The following is a 15,090-nucleotide window of genomic DNA, read 5'->3' on the forward strand; positions in this document are numbered from 1 at the left end:
CGGTGGTCATCGGCGGCGGCCCTTGCGGGTGGCGCGGGTGGTGAGTTCCTCGTAGGCCGGGGCGTCGCCGGAGCGGACGCGGTCCCACGCGCGCGTGAACAGTTCGGGCACGGGCACCAGCGGCACCGCCCGGGAGCGCTCGCCCACCGGGTAGAGGCGCTCCTTCCACACCTCGACGGGCAGCGCGGGCGCCTTCAGGTCACGCCAGCCGCACGGCAGGAAGAGGGTGCGCCCGGCGCGCGGCCGCTTGGCCTCCACGACCAGTTCGGTGGCCGCGAGTTCCGCGCGGGCCTTCTTCACGCGGGCGGGCTTCCAGCCGGTCCAGCGGGCGCAGTTGCGGTCCGTGGGGTCGGGCAGCGCGAGCAACTGGAGGTACAGCGCCGCCGCGTCCTCGCTCAGGGCGTGTGCCGCGGCGACCTCCGCCACCAGTTCCGGCGCGCTGACCGTCGGGTCCTGGGCGTGCCCGGCGGGTTCCTCGGAGCCGGCGTCGAGCGCACGGGGGAGGTCGTCGCCGAGCGCCCGGGGGAGATCGTCGCCGAGGATGGCCCGCAGCGCGCGCAGGCCGCCGCCGCGCCCCGGCCCGGCCAGCCCCTCGACGAGCCCGAACACGGAGTCGTCCGGTCCGGTCAGCCCGGCCGGGAGTACCAGGACCGCCTCCTGGTCCTGGTACCAGGGGCGCAGCACCAGCGCGTCGCCCAGTCGCGTCAGACCGTCCGCGTCGGCGCCGCCGGTGGCGGGCATGCCGTAGGCCTTGCGCAGTCCGGGCGCGGTGGTGCCCTTCTCCGCCCAGGAGATGTCGAGATCGAGCAGCAGCCCTGGATCCGTGAGGCGGCGGCGCACCGCGGCCAGCCCTTCGGGGAGGGCGGCGCGCAGCGGATGGCCGTACGGCAGGGTGTAGGCGAGGCCGGCCAGGGCGGCCACGGCGTTCGTCAGCTGGTAGCGGTTGGGCAGCGCCCGCGCGTCGTCGGGGACGAGGTCGCCGTTCTTGTCGGGGCGCTGGACGGTGGTCCGGCTGATCCAGGGCGTGCGGGTCGGGTTCAGCACGTCCTCGACGGAGCCGATGGGCACCCCGGCGAGTTCGAGATCGGCGGCGATGTCCTCGGGGAGCCGGACGAACCCGCCGAACCGGTCCTCCCAGATCCGGCCCGCGGCCGCCGTGTCCGGCCCGGCGGTCCACAGCTCACCGGGGCTGTCGGGCAGCAGGGCACCGACGAGGGCGGGACCGTCGCCGGACCGCAGGGAGGTCAGCAGGCCGTCGCCGAAGGTCTTCTGTCGGGGCTTCAGTCCGATCGTCGCGAGTGCCTCCGTGGCCACCTCGGCAGGCTTGCCGGCCAGCAGCAGCGTCGACTGTACGGGGCCGAGCCCGCCCGCCGTCGCGGCGGCGAGCGCGTCCGGCGCCTCCGGCTGCCAGGGCGCCGGTCCCTTGTCCCGGATCAGCTCGGTGACGGCGGCCAGGGCGTCCGCGGGGAACACGGGCGGGTGGGCGGTCTCGCGCTCCAGCACGAAGTGGGCGACCGCGCCGAACGCGCCGGACGGATCGTGGTCCAGGGCCAGCCAGTGCACCCGCCCCTTCTCCCGGTCGACCTGCCGGCAGCCGAGCACGACGACGGTACGGCCGCCCCGGCGCAGCACCTGGCCGAGGCGTTCGTGCTTGTCCTGCGGCTCGGTCAGCACGATCTCCCGCGGAGCGGCGCCGTCGGCAGCGGCCAGCGGCCCGTCCACGATGGCCTCGAACAGCAGGAGGAGTGCCTCCCGGTGGGCCTCCGACACGACGGGGGAGGCGGCACGGTAGGCGAGCGGGCGCAGCACGTCGAGCACCGACAGCCAGGGCAGACCGATGCCGGGGACGGTGAACTCGTCGCTGCGCCAGCCCTCGGCGGACCCGGTCGACCGGGTCCGCTCGGGCAGTGGCCGGCCGTCGGCCGGCTTGCCGGACAGCACGTGGTTCACGGAGCGGATCTGGCGCAACGCGGTCCACTGCTCCCCGCTCTGCCACCAGCCCTGCTGGTCGGCGAGGCCCGCGGTGGCCTCCCGAAGCGTCCGGTCCTCGCCGTGGCGGGGGCTGAGGTCGGCGAACATGCCCGCCGTACGCCGCCGTTGCACCGGCTTGAGCTCCACCGGAGGCGCCACGAACGCGGCGGTCGACTCCGTGAGCCGCAGCACCGCGCGCACCAGGGAGGAGACCCCGATGAGCAGGCGCGGCTCGGTGAGACCGGGCAGACAGCGGGAGACCGCCCCGCGCAGGACCTCGTCGGCGGTCGGGAGGACCGGCTTGGCGTCGTGGGCGGTGGCGGAGGCGGTGCCGTTCGCCGCCATCGGACTCCCCGTCACAGCCGCCGCGGATCCTTCGGCCGCACCCGCCGCGGGCGCCCTGGTCACCGCCACCCGCGCCGCGCGCTCGGCGAGCGCCTCCGCCCCGACGCGCAGCACCGTGGCCGCCTGCTCGTCGCTGAGCGCCCGCAGGACCGCCGACGCCGCCTCGTCGCGTGGCCGCAGCGCGTGCCAGAAGTCGATCGGCGGGACGAGCCGGGTGCCCGCGGCGAACTCGCCGCCCCGCTCCAGCGGGGTCACCCGCCCGGACTCCCCGGTCTCGGAGGTGTCGTCCGCCGCGTAGAGGGCGATCCCCCGGTACAGGGCGACGACGACGGGTTCGGCACCGCCGGGGAGCCGCAGCGCGCCGACGGGGACGCCGCGCGCGATGCCGTCGCGGTTCTTCGGCAGGGACACCGTGCGTCCGTCCGGTGAGCCGGCGGTGACGCGGGCGTCGGCGCCCTCGCCCTCCTCGCGCACCCAGCGGCCGAGGACGGTGCCGTCCGTGCCGAACGGGCTGTGCTCCAGACCGGGCTGGAGCGGCAGCACCGCGCAGTGCTGCTGGAGCAGGGCGGCGTCGTCGCTGATGCCCGTCCGCAGGAACGCGGGCAGCGAGGCACGTCCGTGCGTGCCGGTGGCCGGGTCGTACTCCAGCCACACCTGCTTGGTCCCCTGTCGGCCCTGACGCCAGTACGAGGCGCCGTCGCCGATGACGCGGCGGCTCGGCGGCAGGACCGTGTCGCCGGTGTGCAGCGTGCGTCCGCCGGTGGCCCGGCCGCCTCCCGGCAGCGGTATCGAGGGCTCGCCGGCGTCGTTGGCGCCGTACCAGTGGGGGACCCGTTCGCCGGCGAGGGGGAACGTGTCGGAGGGGCGGGCCGACCAGTAGCCGTACTGCTTGCCGTCCTGCGGCCACATCACCAGCAGTTCGCCGTCCGTGAACCGGAACGACGGACGCTGCCAGCGGTCCAGGCCGTCGGGCAGCCGCAGGTCGTGTTCGAGGAGGATGCCCTCGGGGCCGACGACGATCGCCTTGTGCCGGCGGGCGAGGATCAGCGCGGGCCAGGCCTCCTCCACGCGCAGGGTGTCGTCGGGGCCGCGCCTGGTCTCGGCGTCGAGCCGGTCCAGCGCCTCGTCGAGGGCGGGCCAGCCCAGTTCGTCCGGGATGCCGGCGCGCAGGGTGCGGCCGAGCAGCGGCGCGGCCCGGTGCGCGGCGACCTCGGCGACGGCGGCGGGGCTGACCCGGGCCGCGATCGCGCGGAACGGGCGCAGCTTGTCCAGCGCTCCGCGCGCGGCAGGCAGGCCGGCCGCGGTGGTCAGCTCGTCGGCCGCGTCCTCCAGCCACTCGCGCAGCACGTCGGCGAGGACGGGATGACCGGCCAGCCCCTCGAGCAACTGAGTGTCGGGCCGCCGGCCGCCGAGCGTGCCGACGGACAGGTGGAGCAGCCGGCGGCTGCGGGGGTCCGCCGCGACGGCCGTCAGGTCGCGCCGTCCCGGAGCGCGGTCCTTCAGCCACTGGTCCAGCGGCAGGAAGACGTTCTGGTCGGCGCCGGGCACCGTCAGCGGCACGCCCTCGGCCAGGCACAGGTCGAGCAGGTCGAGGTCGGCGCCGGCGTGCCAGCGGCCGGTGAAGAGGTCGACGGGCCGGCCGCGGTCGCGCAGCCGTGACGTCATCCGCCGGACGAGTTCCAGCGTGGCCGGCGATCGGTCGCCGACCGACCCGCCGTGCTTGCGGTGCAGGGACCAGCGGCTGAGCCAGTCCGCCGCGTCGACGTCGGACTCGGTCTCGCCGGTCAGCAGCAGATCGGCGCCGCACTCGGTGAGCAGGGCCAGCCAGAACTCGTCGTCCCGTGTGGAGCGGCCCAGGCCGGTCGGCATGATCTCCAGCAGTCGCGCCCGCACGGCGGGCTGCCGTTCGGCCAGCAGTACCAGCGTGGCCCGGTAGGTGTTCCAGAAGGAGGCGGGCGCCCGGACCGCCGCCGGCGAGGTGAGCAGGTCGGCGACCAGCGCGCACTCCTCGGCGACCCGGTCCAGCCCCGCGGCCTTGATCAGCCCGCGCGCGTCCTGCGGCAGCGAGGCGTACGGCGGCATGCCGGCCGCGCACCGCTCCACCGTCAGCTGCCGGAACTGGGACCAGGCCTCGGCCGGACTGAGGCGCGCGGCCAGGGCCTTGACGTGCTCCTTGAGCGCCTTCACCGTCAGCGCTCCGGCGAACGCGAACTCCAGGAACACGGCGCGCTGCCGCTCCTCGTCCACGGCCAGCGCGTGCACGCGCTCGGCCTCGCGGGCCCTGCCGAAGAACGCGGCGGCGTACGTGGTGTTCTCGTGCTGGAGGAAGACGCGGGCGGCCTGCTCGTAGAAGGTGGGCAGAAAGTGCGGTACGGCCCGGCCGAGCCGTTCGCCGAGCGCCTCGAAGCCCTCCTTGGCGGTGCCGGGGCGCGACTTGGCCTGTCGCGCGAGCCGCTCGACGTCCTTGACGAGGGCCAGCGCGTGGTGGCCGTTGGCCGGGTCGTTGACCAGCGCCCAGGCGGGGAAGCCGAGCGTCTCCCGGCGGACCTGGCCGACCTCCGGCGTCTCCGGCTCCCGGACCAGGCCGAGGAAGTCCAGCGCCAGGTCCTCCGCCTCGCCGAGGGTGCCCGGCACCAGCCGCACGATCCTCCGCTCGTCCAGCGCGGGATGCGTGTACGTGCGCACGGTCAGGACGTCGGCGTCCTCCCGGCCGGTGGTACCCGGCGGCAGGACCGCGCCGGCTTCGAGCAGGACAGCGGAACTCGTCTCGTCGTACGTCGTCATGCCGCCTGCTCCTCGTCCTCGATGTCCCGTCCGGCGTACAGCGAGGCCGCCATGCGCATGCCCTCCGACCAGGCGACCGGCCCGATTCGGCCGAGTCTCAGGGCCCGGCCGGCGGAGTCGGTGAAGGTGAGGGGACCGGTCTCCGTCTCCTCGTAGCCGTCGTAGTCGCCGATCCAGACCCTGGCCTCGACGCCCCGGCCGTCCTCCAGGACGGAGCAGACGGCGTTCCCGCCGCGCACGCGGTAGCCGAGCTGGGCGGCCCTGCCGTGCAGGAACCGCAGCTCCTTGAAGGCGCCGCCCGCGTACTCCTGCACGGAGGTGCCCTCGGCGTCGAGGGTGGCGGGCCGGTGCCAGACCTCGCGGAACAGTTGCCGGGCGCGCTGCTCGACGCCGAGTTCGACGGCGAACTCCCGCAGATCCTCCAGGTCTTCGAGGAGCACCGGGTGCGGCAGGCGGACGAGGCTGGGGGTGATGCGGACGGTGTCGCCGTCGAGGTCGACCAGGCCGAGGCCGCGCGCGGGGTCGGCGTCCCGCAGGAATCCGGCCACCTGGCCGTCCTCGCCGGTGACGACGAGGTCGCGCAGGGCGGACCGCCAGGCCGGGTCCGGCCACACCCGCGCGAGGACCGCGAACGGCACCGGAAGCGAGCGCACCATCCAGCGCTCCACGTCGGTCAGGCACCGCTGTTCGTGCCGTTCCAGCCATTCGACGAGCTGACGCAGGCCCACCACGGCCGGATCGTCGGCGATCTTGGGCGGAACGGACTTCAACCGTCGCCCCGCCGCGTTCCGGCACGTCACCTTGCCGTCTTCCAGAGCGACTTCATAGCCGCCGGCCGACACCCACCCCATGTGTGCCTCCCGCACCCGCACCGATCAAGTGACCGGAACTCTAGATCAGGCCACTGACAACGACTCCTGACAGGAACCGGCGATGCGCCAATGTTGTGCACCTCGTTGACGCCAGTGACGAGACAGCCATAGATTCCGGTCGTCAGTGCACTGAGTATCCGCACGTTCACCGCTCCACCCCCCCACCGACAGGAGCCGTCCTCATGCGTCCTCGCACCCGACCCCGCACCGCCCTCGCCGCCCTGGCGCTGACCATGTCCCTCACCCTCGCCGCCCCCGCCGCCGAGGCGGACACGCAGGCCGCCGCCCGCCTCACCGGCACCCTCGCCGACGGCGCCACCTGGATCGCCGACGTCCCCGACGACTGGAACGGCACCCTCCTGGTGTTCAGCCACGGCTTCGGCCCGACCGTCGCCCGCAATGCCCCGTCCGAGGCCGTCCGCACCGAACTCCTCGCCCAGGGCTACGCGTTGGCCGGCTCCTCCTACGACCCGAACGGTCCGTGGTGGGCCCTCGAAAGCGCGGCCCGCGACCAGTTCTCGACCATCGACGCGGTCACCGCGAAGATCGGCACGCCCCGCCGCACCCTCGGCGTCGGCCAGTCCATGGGCGGCCTCGTCAACGCGCAGCTCGCCCGCGACGGCGCCGGCCGCGTCGACGGCGCGCTCGGCCTGTGCGGACTCGTCGCCGGCGGCACCGACCTGGACAACTATCAACTGGACGCGGAGTACACCATCGCCCGCCTCCTGCTGCCCGAAGGACAGCAGCCTCCGGAACTGGTCGGGCTGGACACCATGGCGGAAGCCGCCGCCACCGCCGACACGCTCACCGCCGCGGTCACCGCCGCACAGGCCACCGCACCGGGCCGCGCCCGTATCGCCCTGGCCGCGGCCTTCCTGAACCTGCCCGCCCGGGCTCCGGGTGAGACCGCGCCCGCCCCGACGGACTGGGCGGAGCAGCAGGAACAGCAGTACGCCTGGTTCGCGCAGGGCGTTCTCAGCTTCATCGAGACCGGCCGCCACCACGTCGAGCGGTCCGTCGGCGGCAACAACTCGTGGAACCGCGGCGTCGACTACGCCCGTCTCCTCGCCGGTTCCGCCCACGCCCCGCAGGTACGCGCGCTGTACAGGTCGGCGGGCCTCGACCTGCGCACCGATCTGGCGAAGCTCACGGCGGGCGCCTCGATCACCGCGGACCCCGAGGCCGTCCGCACCGCCGAGCGCACCTCGTCCGCCGGCCAGGGACTCGCCGTACCGCTGCTGAACGTGCACACCGTCGCCGACAACCTGGTGCCGGTCGAGCAGGAGCGCCGCTTCGGCGACCGGGTCCGCGCGGCCGGGGACGGAGCACTGCTGCGGCAGGCGTACGTCGAGCGGGTCGGCCACTGCGCCTTCACCACCGCGGAGACCGTCGCCGCGCTGCACGCGCTCGAACACCGGGTGGACACCGGCCACTGGGACCGGGTCGCGACCCCGGCCGCCCTCCAGCGCGCGGCCACCGGCCTCGGCCTCGACGGAGCGGCGTACGTCCCCTACCGCCCCGCGCCTCTGACAGTGGGCCGCGACCGCTGACCGCGGCACCGGGGACGGAGGAGGGCCCGGCCGGGGACGGAGGAGGCACCGGCCGGGAATCCCGGCCGGTACATCTCAGCCGTCGGTCAGCCCTCGACCCAGCCGTGGTTCTTCGCGAACTGGGCGAGTCCGGAGCGCACCTGGAGGATCTGCTCGGCGGTCAGCGAGGGCGCCGCCGTGAGCAGGGCCTCGGTGACGTCACGGGTGAACTCCTCCGTGCTGAGCACGTCGCACAGCACGTCGTCGTCGGCCGCCAGCGGCTTGCCGTCCGCCCCGCGCGCGAGCCGTACGCCGGACGCCTTCGGCCCGCGCTCGCCGTCCTCGATCTCGAACTCGACGACGATGCCCCGGCGTACCTGCGACTCGGGCATCAGCATGTCGTTGACGTGCAGGAAGACGTCCTCCCCGCCGTCGTCCGGCGCGATGAACCCGTAACCCCGCTGGTTGTCGAAGCGCACCACACGACCAGCAACCATCCCAACCCCCAGCAACCTCGAAACACCCACGTCGGTGAACCTGAGCAGATCGTAGTCATCGCCACGGCCCGGGGCGACCATCAGGGGCGCTCCGGGCACGGTTCGACGCCGTGGCGGGACGCGGGTCAGGACTCCGCGCCGTCGGCCTTATCGGCGTCGCGCTGCTTGAGGCGCGCCGCCTCCTTGCGGACCTCCGCCTGGGTGGCGCGCTCCTTCTCCAGCCACTCGGGCCCGGCGTCCCTGATCTCCTGGATCTGCTCGGTGGTCAGCGCCTCCGTGACGCCGCCGCGGGCCAGTCCGGCGATGGACACGCCGAGCTTCGCCGCGACCACGGGACGGGGGTGCGGGCCGTTCTCCCGCAGGGCGCGCAGCCATTCCGGCGGGTTCGCCTGGAGTTCGTTCAGCTCGGCGCGCGTGACGACACCCTCCTGGAACTCGGCGGGGGTGGCGGGGAGGTACACACCCAGCTTCTTCGCCGCGGTCGCGGGCTTCATCGTCTGGGTGCTCTGGTGCGACTTCATGCCGTCCAGACTATCGGCCGCGGACCGGGCCGCCGACCACAGCCGGTAGCCTGGCGGGATGACCGACTCGGCGGATTCCCCCTCGTTCCGGCTCGCGTACGTCCCCGGAGTGACCCCCGCCAAGTGGGCGCGGACCTGGCATGAGCGCCTGCCCGACGTGCCCCTCGCCCTCCTCCAGGTGACACCCGCCGAGGCCCCTGAGGCGCTGCGCGAGGGCACCGCGGACGCGGCGTTCGTGCGGCTCCCGGTGGACCGTACGGCGTTCAGCGCGATCCCCCTCTACACCGAGACGACCGTGGTCGTGGTCCCCAAGGACCACGTGATCACGGCGGCGGACGAGGTGACCCTCGACGACCTCGCCGACGAGGTGGTCATCCACCCCCTCGACGACGTCCTGGGCTGGGAGGAGCTGCCGGGGGAGCCGGCCTTCGAGCGCCCGGAGACCACGGCCGACGCGATCGAGCTGGTCGCGGCGGACATCGGCGTCCTGGTCGTGCCCCAGTCACTGGCCCGTCTGCACCACCGCCGGGACCTCACCTACCGGACCCTCGTGGACGCCCCGCAATCCAGCGTCGCCCTGTGCTGGCCGGAGGACGCCACGACCGACCTGGTCGAGGACTTCATCGGCATCGTCCGCGGCCGCACCGTCAACAGCACCCGGGGGCGTGGCCAGCAGCCGCCCGCCGAGCCGAAGGCGGAGCGCGCCAAGCCGAGGACCGCAGCCGCCCCGCGCAAGGCGGGCTCGGGCGGGGCCGCGCGCGGTCGCGCCGGCGGCGCCAGGAGCGGCAGCCGGCGCGGCACCGGCGGTAAGCCCGGCAAGCCCCGCCGCCGGTCGTAGCCAGAGTCTTTCGTGCGGATCATGCCGGGCTCGCGGGGTCCGGCACCGCACCTCGCCGCGTTGTCGTCGTTCCCCCGGCTCTCGACCCCCACGGGCTCCGCCCCGGCTCCCTCCTCCGCCTGGCGATGCACGGCACCGGCCGCCGCGCCCTGATCCCGGCCCGAGCCGAAGGCAAGATACTGGCGGCCCCTGGGCTCACGGCACGAACGTCGCCCCCCGCGCGGTGCTCACCACCTTCTCCCCGTCGGCCCGCCCGAGCAGTCCGTCGGCGACCCACGCCGCCACCACGCTCCGCACCCGCGTCACCAGCGCCGCCTTCCCCCGGAACGGCGCGGCGGCCCACACCTCGTCGAGCAGCGTGGTGCCGTCCGCCTTGGCGGGATTGGCCACCCCGGAGTCGGTGTTGCCGAACACGACACGGGGCTCCGTCCGCCGCACGTAGGCGTGCGTCGGGTCCTCGGTGCCCTCGAAGAAGGGCGCGAACTCGGTGCCGTCGAGCGTGTGGTGCAGCGGCTTCCCGCTCACGGGTGTCAGCGAGGGCAGCAGGTCGCCGGAGAGGGCGGCGTTGCGGTACAGGCCGAACTCCAGGTACGACGTCGACGGGTCGCGGGCGACGAGGTTGACCGGGCCGAGGAACAGGGTCTGCGTCGACGGGTCGTCCAGGGCCTTCTCGACGCGGAGCCGGAACGGGGCCGACACGCGCACGGTGTCCCCGTCGCGCCAGGTCCGGGAGAGCGTGAAGTAGGTGCCGGGTGTGGGAGTGCCGCTCGCCTTCCGGCCGTTGACCGTCACCCGGAACCCGGCGGTCGCCCAGGACGGCACCCGCAGCCGCAGCGCGAAGGACGCCGTACGGCCCCGGACGGTGAGCGTGGTGCCCTGTTCGCGCGGGAAGTCGGTGCTCTGCGTGACGGTGACGCCCTTCTCGGCCCAGGTCAGCGTCGACGGACTGTAGAGGTTGACGTACAGCGCGCTGCCGTCGGCGGCCTTGAAGTACACCGAGTCCTGGTACTTGGTGGCGCTCTCCATGCCGGTGCCCTCGCAGCAGGTGGTGCCCTGCTTCGGCGTGTAGTCGCGCACATGGCCCGGCGTGAGGCCGATGAAGTACGTGACCAGCGGCTTCTCCGGGTCCGCTCGGTCCTGCTTGGAACCGAGGACCTGGTTGAGCAGGGCCCGCTCGTAGTACTCCATGTACTTCGGGTCCTGGTCGTGGAAGAACAGCGCCCGGCTGAGCTTGAGCAGGTTGTACGCGCAGCACGTCTCGGCCGTGGTGGCACTGATCGTCCCCGCGACGACGTCCCGCGCCTTCCAGAATTCGCCCGTGCTGGTGCCGCCGATGCCGTACATCCGGTGCGGTACGACCATGGACCAGAAGTTCCTCGCGGCGGTGAGGTAACGCTCCTCGCCCGTCGCGTCGTACAGCCGGACGTACCCGGTGAAGATCGGTATGTGCTGGTTGGCGTGCAGGCCGTCGAGGACGTCGGTGTTCGCGGCGCACGCGTCGATGAGCCGGTCGAGGTCGAACAGCCGGGCCAGCGCGAGGTGTTCGGCCTTGCCGGTGAGCGCGTGCAGATCGCAGATCGCCTCGACGACGCCGCCGAACTCGCCGCTCGAGAACAGGCCCCACATGCGCTGGAGCGTGGACTCGGGCAGCTTCGACAGCCGGGAGTACATCCAGTCGGCCATGCCGGCCGCCAGATCCAGGGCGCGGGCGTCGCCGGTGGCGAGGTGCGCGTCCAGCAGCCCCCGCAGGATCTTGTGGGCGGTGTAGTAGGGCGCCCACACGCGCGTGTAGTCGCTGGCGGTCATCGACTCCAGCTGGATGAACTGCGTCTCCGGGTACGCCGCCAGGAACCCCGGATGGCTGGGGGCACCCCAGGTACGGCGCAGGGTCGCGGTCAGGCCGCGCCCGGAGGAGTCCGCGAACGAGGACCCCGACGTCTCGTCGAAGGCGTACGAGGCGAGGTCGCCGCGGACGCGGGCGGTCTGGAGCCCGGTGATCTCGTCGGCGGTCAGCGCACGTGACCACACGTCGAATCCGCCGAACGCGCCCGCGAAGACCGGGTCGGAGGCGTAGTGGGAGCGGCCGAGCCAGTGGTGGGCGAGCGTGCCGAGGGCGGCCGGGGTCAGGGACATCGCGGGGTTCCGGGCGACCGCCGCGCCGTTGACGTAGAGCGTCCCGGTGCCGCCGCCGATCGTGACCGCGAGGTGGTTCCACCGGTCCGGGGGGAGTGCGGCGGTGCCGTCGAGGCCCTGTTCGGCACCGGGCCCGCCGGTGGTGACGGCGAACCGGGGCACACCGTTCCCGTTGCGCGCGACCAGGTACAGATAGCGGGTCGTGTCGTCGCCGAAGTCGAGGACGCGGGCCCAGTCGCCGTCGTGCGTGGGCTTCACCCAGGCGGCCAGGGTCACCTCGGCGGCCCCGCCGAGCACTCCGGCGGGCAGGTCGACGTAGCGGTGGGAGCCGCGGACGTTCTCGGCCGCCGGGCCGAACCGTCCGTCGACGCTCAGTACGGCCGGGTCGTGGCGCAGCGCCTCCCGCACCTCGGTCAGCGCACCGACCATCGTCTCGATCCGGTCCGCGTAGCCCTGCTCGCCGCTGCCCGCGTAGGCCTGGGACAGCATGGTGAGGAAGTGGCCGGTGTAGTGGCCGCGCAGGTTGCCGTTGGCCTCGCCGTCGAGCCCCTCCCAGCCGCCGGGGGCGACCGCGCCCAGGGTGGACAGGCCGGCGTTGGCGCGGAAGACCTGGAGCAGCCGGTTCACGTCGTAGCCGCGGGCGTGGTCGAGCATCAGCTGCCGCTTGGCGGCGAACACGCCGGCGCCGAGCCGGACGCTGTCGAGGGCGAAGGGCTGGATCTGCCAGGCGGCCGGGGGCGGCGGCATTGTCGCCGTCGTCGAGGCCGGAGCCGCCGAGGCCGACGCCGCCACGCCCCCGACGCCGGGGACGGCGGCGGCGAGGATCGCGCTCTGGAGAAGAGTCCGTCTGGTGAGGGGCGATGCCATGGTGCTGCTCCTCCGGAGTCCACATTGTTCGATATCACGGACGACGTGCGAAAGACCGACCAGACGTTATGAGGAGCGACGGGGGGCGTCAACGGTACTGACGGGATTGACGAAGAGTGGCCGCAGTCAGCCGCCGTCAGCCGCCGGCCGTGCGGCCGACCGACTCCACCAGGGGCAGCAGGCGGTACGGCACCCGCTCGCGCAGCGCCACCTCCGTGCGGGTGCGGACCACGCCGGGCAGGCTGATCAGTTTCTGGATCACGTCCTCCAGGTGGGCGTTGTCGCGGGCCACGACCCGGGTGAGGAGATCGCCGCCGCCGGTGATCGAGAACACCTCGACGATCTCCGGTACGGCGGCCAGCGCGTCGCCCACGTCGTCGAGGTGCCCCTGGGTGACCTCGATGTGCACGAACGCGAGCACGGGGTGGCCCAGCGCGGCGGGGGAGAGGGACGGGCCCGTGCCGGTGATCACCCCCTCGCGCTCCAGTCGGTCGAGGCGGGCCTGGAGCGTGCCGCGGGCCACGCCGAGAATGCGCGCGTACTCCCGCACGCTGGTGCGGGGCTGCTCGAGCAGCAGGCGCAGGATGCGGGTGTCGAGCTGGTCGACGGCCATGGTGCCCGGACTCCTCGTCCTCGTCGGTGATCGCGGCCGACTGTACCAATGGTCCAGCCGGGCGTATTCCGGGCGGACCGTCCCTTCCTGGTCCGTTGGCCCTTCAACGGTCCTTGGCAGCAGGTGAACGGTGGACCAATGGATCAGCCAATTCTGTGCCACTTGAGCCAGCGGTGGCACGAGTGCTGTCATGGGAGCGTCGATGGCGCTGCGGATCCCGCGGCGCCTTTCTCATGCCGGTGTTCCTGATGGCCGATGGGGGCGGGAAGCAGTGTTGAAGAGGGTGTTCGTGGCTCCGGATCCGGGGCGGGTACGGCTGCGCTTCGCCGCGCGGGCCGTCCTCGGCATCGGCCTGGCCGTCGTGGTCTGCGGCCTGGCCGGGTACTCCCTGGTCGGCGCCGTCACCGGCGGGCTCGCCGCGCTGCTCGCCCTGTTCACCGTCACCGACAGCACCGTGCGCGGCCAGGCGGTCACCACCGCGCTGCTGCCCGCTGTCGGCCTGCCCGTCCTGGCCGCCGCGGCCCTCCTGCACGACCACCCCCTCGCACGCGACCTGACCTTCCTGGCCGTCACCGGCGCGGGCGTGTACGCACGCCGGTGGGGGCCGCGCGGACACAGCCTCGGCGTGTTCGCGTTCATGATGTTCTTCGTCGCCCAGTTCCTGCACGCGACCGGCGGACGGCTCCCCGAGCTGACCACGGCCGTCGTCCTCTCCGTCCTCGCCGCGGCGGCCGTGCGCTTCGGCCTGTGGTGCTACGAGCGCCGCCTCCCGCCGGCCCCCGTCCCCGCCCCGCCGGGCGGCCGCGGCCTGGCCCGGGTCACCACCCGTCAGGCCGTCCAGGCGACGGCCGGCGCGGGCTTCGCGCTCCTCGTGGGCCAGCTGGTGTCCGGGGAGCGCTGGTACTGGGCCGTCGGCGCCACCTGGTGGATCTTCGTCAACACCACCTCCCGCGGCGAGACGCTGGTACGCGGCTTCCGCCGGGTGCTCGGCACCGTCATCGGCATCGGTCTCGGCTTCCTCGTCGCCGTCCCCGTGCACGGCGCCGACGCGCCCACGGCCGCCCTCGTCGCCGTCTGCGTCTTCGGCATCTTCTACACGGCCGCCGTCTCCTACACCTGGATGATGCTCTGGGTGACCCTGCTGGCCGAGCTGCTCTACGGGCTCCTCGGCGTCCTCAGCCCCGGCCTGCTGGCGGTGCGCCTCGCCGAGACCGGCGTGGGGGCGCTCGGCGCGGTCCTCGCCGTGCTGTTCGTGCTGCCCGTCACCACCCACGCCGTCACCGACGCCTGGATCCAGCGCGCGCTGCGCTGCGTCCACGCCGGCACCGCCGAGGCCGCCGCCCGGCTCGCGGGCGACACCGCCGCCGACCCCGGCGCGCGCGTCGCCGAGCTGGAGCAGCTCCTCGGCCGCGTCCGGCTCTCCGTGGCCCCGCTCACGCACCCGCTGAACCCGATGCTGGGCCGCAAGGCGCGCGCCCGCCGGGTCCTCGCCCTGCTCGACGACTGCGCCCGCGAGATCCGCGGACTCGTCGCCGTCGCCGCCGACCCGGAGGCCTCCCACGACGCCCGCCTCGCCGCCGCCTGCTGGCGCGTACAGGCCGCGGTGGAGGCCCTGACCGAGGGCGGCACGGAACACCTCACGCCCGCGGATCACCCCACGGCCACCGAACCCGCCCTGGCCCACCTGCACGGCCTGGAACGCGCCCTGGCGGAACTCGCCCATCCCCTGCGCACACCGCCCGGCTCACCCCTGGTGGGTGCCTGAACACCCTCGCCCCGGCGGTGCGGTTCTCCCCGGGTGACGGTGTTCGCGTTCTCGTGCACGCACAGGGAGCTGCTCCTGACCCGGTCGGCGGCGGGCACGTCGGTCGACGGCGAAAGGGTCGACGGAAGCCGTCAAAGGCTTCGGTGACGGCACAGCCGTCGTGGTCCCGAGGGGCTGATCCGCTCCCGCGCGGGGTGGTTCCGTGCTCCCGCGCCGGGTGGTCCCGTACCTCCTGGCCGGGGATCCGCCGGGTCGGTCTCACCGGTCGAGTGGGCCGTGGCCCGAGCCGCCGGGGACGTCTTTGGGGGTGAGTGGGCGGTTCCCGGCCCAGCGGCGTTACCCCTGCCCGAGCGGG

9 protein-coding genes are annotated in these 15,090 nt (G+C 74.0%); 3 read left to right on the top strand and 6 right to left on the bottom strand.

The features are described 5' to 3' along the window. Positions 1–6: 6 nt before the first annotated feature. Both ACFYO5_RS07600 and ACFYO5_RS07605 read right to left on the bottom strand, forming a co-directional pair. Positions 7–5,100, bottom strand: a complete 5,094-nt coding sequence (locus tag ACFYO5_RS07600; protein ID WP_388705364.1) for a hypothetical protein — start codon at positions 5,098–5,100, stop codon at positions 7–9. Continuing rightward, positions 5,097–5,951, bottom strand: coding sequence for a DUF4132 domain-containing protein (locus tag ACFYO5_RS07605; protein WP_388705367.1), 855 nt, complete (start codon positions 5,949–5,951; stop codon positions 5,097–5,099). Before ACFYO5_RS07605 ends, ACFYO5_RS07600 begins: the two co-directional genes overlap by 4 nt. Before the next feature lie 203 nt (positions 5,952–6,154). Here ACFYO5_RS07605 and ACFYO5_RS07610 point away from each other — a divergent pair, with 203 nt between their 5' ends. Continuing rightward, positions 6,155–7,522 carry an alpha/beta hydrolase gene (locus tag ACFYO5_RS07610; protein ID WP_388705369.1) on the top strand — a complete coding sequence of 456 codons (1,368 nt, stop codon included), beginning with the start codon at positions 6,155–6,157 and terminating at the stop codon, positions 7,520–7,522. Positions 7,523–7,608: 86 nt separating this feature from the next. Here ACFYO5_RS07610 and ACFYO5_RS07615 read toward each other — a convergent pair whose 3' ends face one another. Together ACFYO5_RS07615 and ACFYO5_RS07620 are read right to left on the bottom strand one after the other, a co-directional pair. After that, the gene (locus ACFYO5_RS07615) at positions 7,609–7,998 is read right to left on the bottom strand and encodes a cold shock domain-containing protein (RefSeq protein WP_356563685.1); all 390 of its coding nucleotides are present in this window, start codon (positions 7,996–7,998) and stop codon (positions 7,609–7,611) included. A 125-nt stretch (positions 7,999–8,123) separates the two neighbouring features. Beyond that, positions 8,124–8,519: a DUF5997 family protein gene (locus ACFYO5_RS07620; protein WP_388705372.1), complete on the bottom strand. Its 396-nt coding sequence runs from the start codon at positions 8,517–8,519 to the stop codon at positions 8,124–8,126. Positions 8,520–8,577: 58 nt separating this feature from the next. Here ACFYO5_RS07620 and ACFYO5_RS07625 point away from each other — a divergent pair, with 58 nt between their 5' ends. Continuing rightward, positions 8,578–9,357 (top strand): LysR family substrate-binding domain-containing protein, encoded by a 780-nt coding sequence (locus tag ACFYO5_RS07625; RefSeq protein ID WP_388705374.1) that lies wholly within the window; start codon positions 8,578–8,580, stop codon positions 9,355–9,357. Between the two features lie 195 nt (positions 9,358–9,552). On the opposite strand, the gene ACFYO5_RS07630 is transcribed toward ACFYO5_RS07625, so the two are convergent. Together ACFYO5_RS07630 and ACFYO5_RS07635 are read right to left on the bottom strand one after the other, a co-directional pair. Further along, complete coding sequence (locus tag ACFYO5_RS07630) at positions 9,553–12,357, bottom strand: beta-L-arabinofuranosidase domain-containing protein (protein WP_388705377.1); 2,805 nt, start codon at positions 12,355–12,357, stop codon at positions 9,553–9,555. 136 nt (positions 12,358–12,493) lie between these two features. Then, on the bottom strand, positions 12,494–12,970 hold the full coding sequence (locus tag ACFYO5_RS07635) for an Lrp/AsnC family transcriptional regulator (protein WP_388705380.1): 477 nt from the start codon (positions 12,968–12,970) through the stop codon (positions 12,494–12,496). 271 nt (positions 12,971–13,241) lie between these two features. Between ACFYO5_RS07635 and ACFYO5_RS07640 the strand changes: the two genes are divergently transcribed. After that, complete coding sequence (locus ACFYO5_RS07640; protein WP_388705383.1) at positions 13,242–14,735, top strand: FUSC family protein; 1,494 nt, start codon at positions 13,242–13,244, stop codon at positions 14,733–14,735. The last annotated feature ends 355 nt before the right edge of the window (positions 14,736–15,090 follow it).

This window comes from Streptomyces sp. NPDC006259, from assembly GCF_042870975.1.
Lineage (GTDB): Bacteria > Actinomycetota > Actinomycetes > Streptomycetales > Streptomycetaceae > Streptomyces.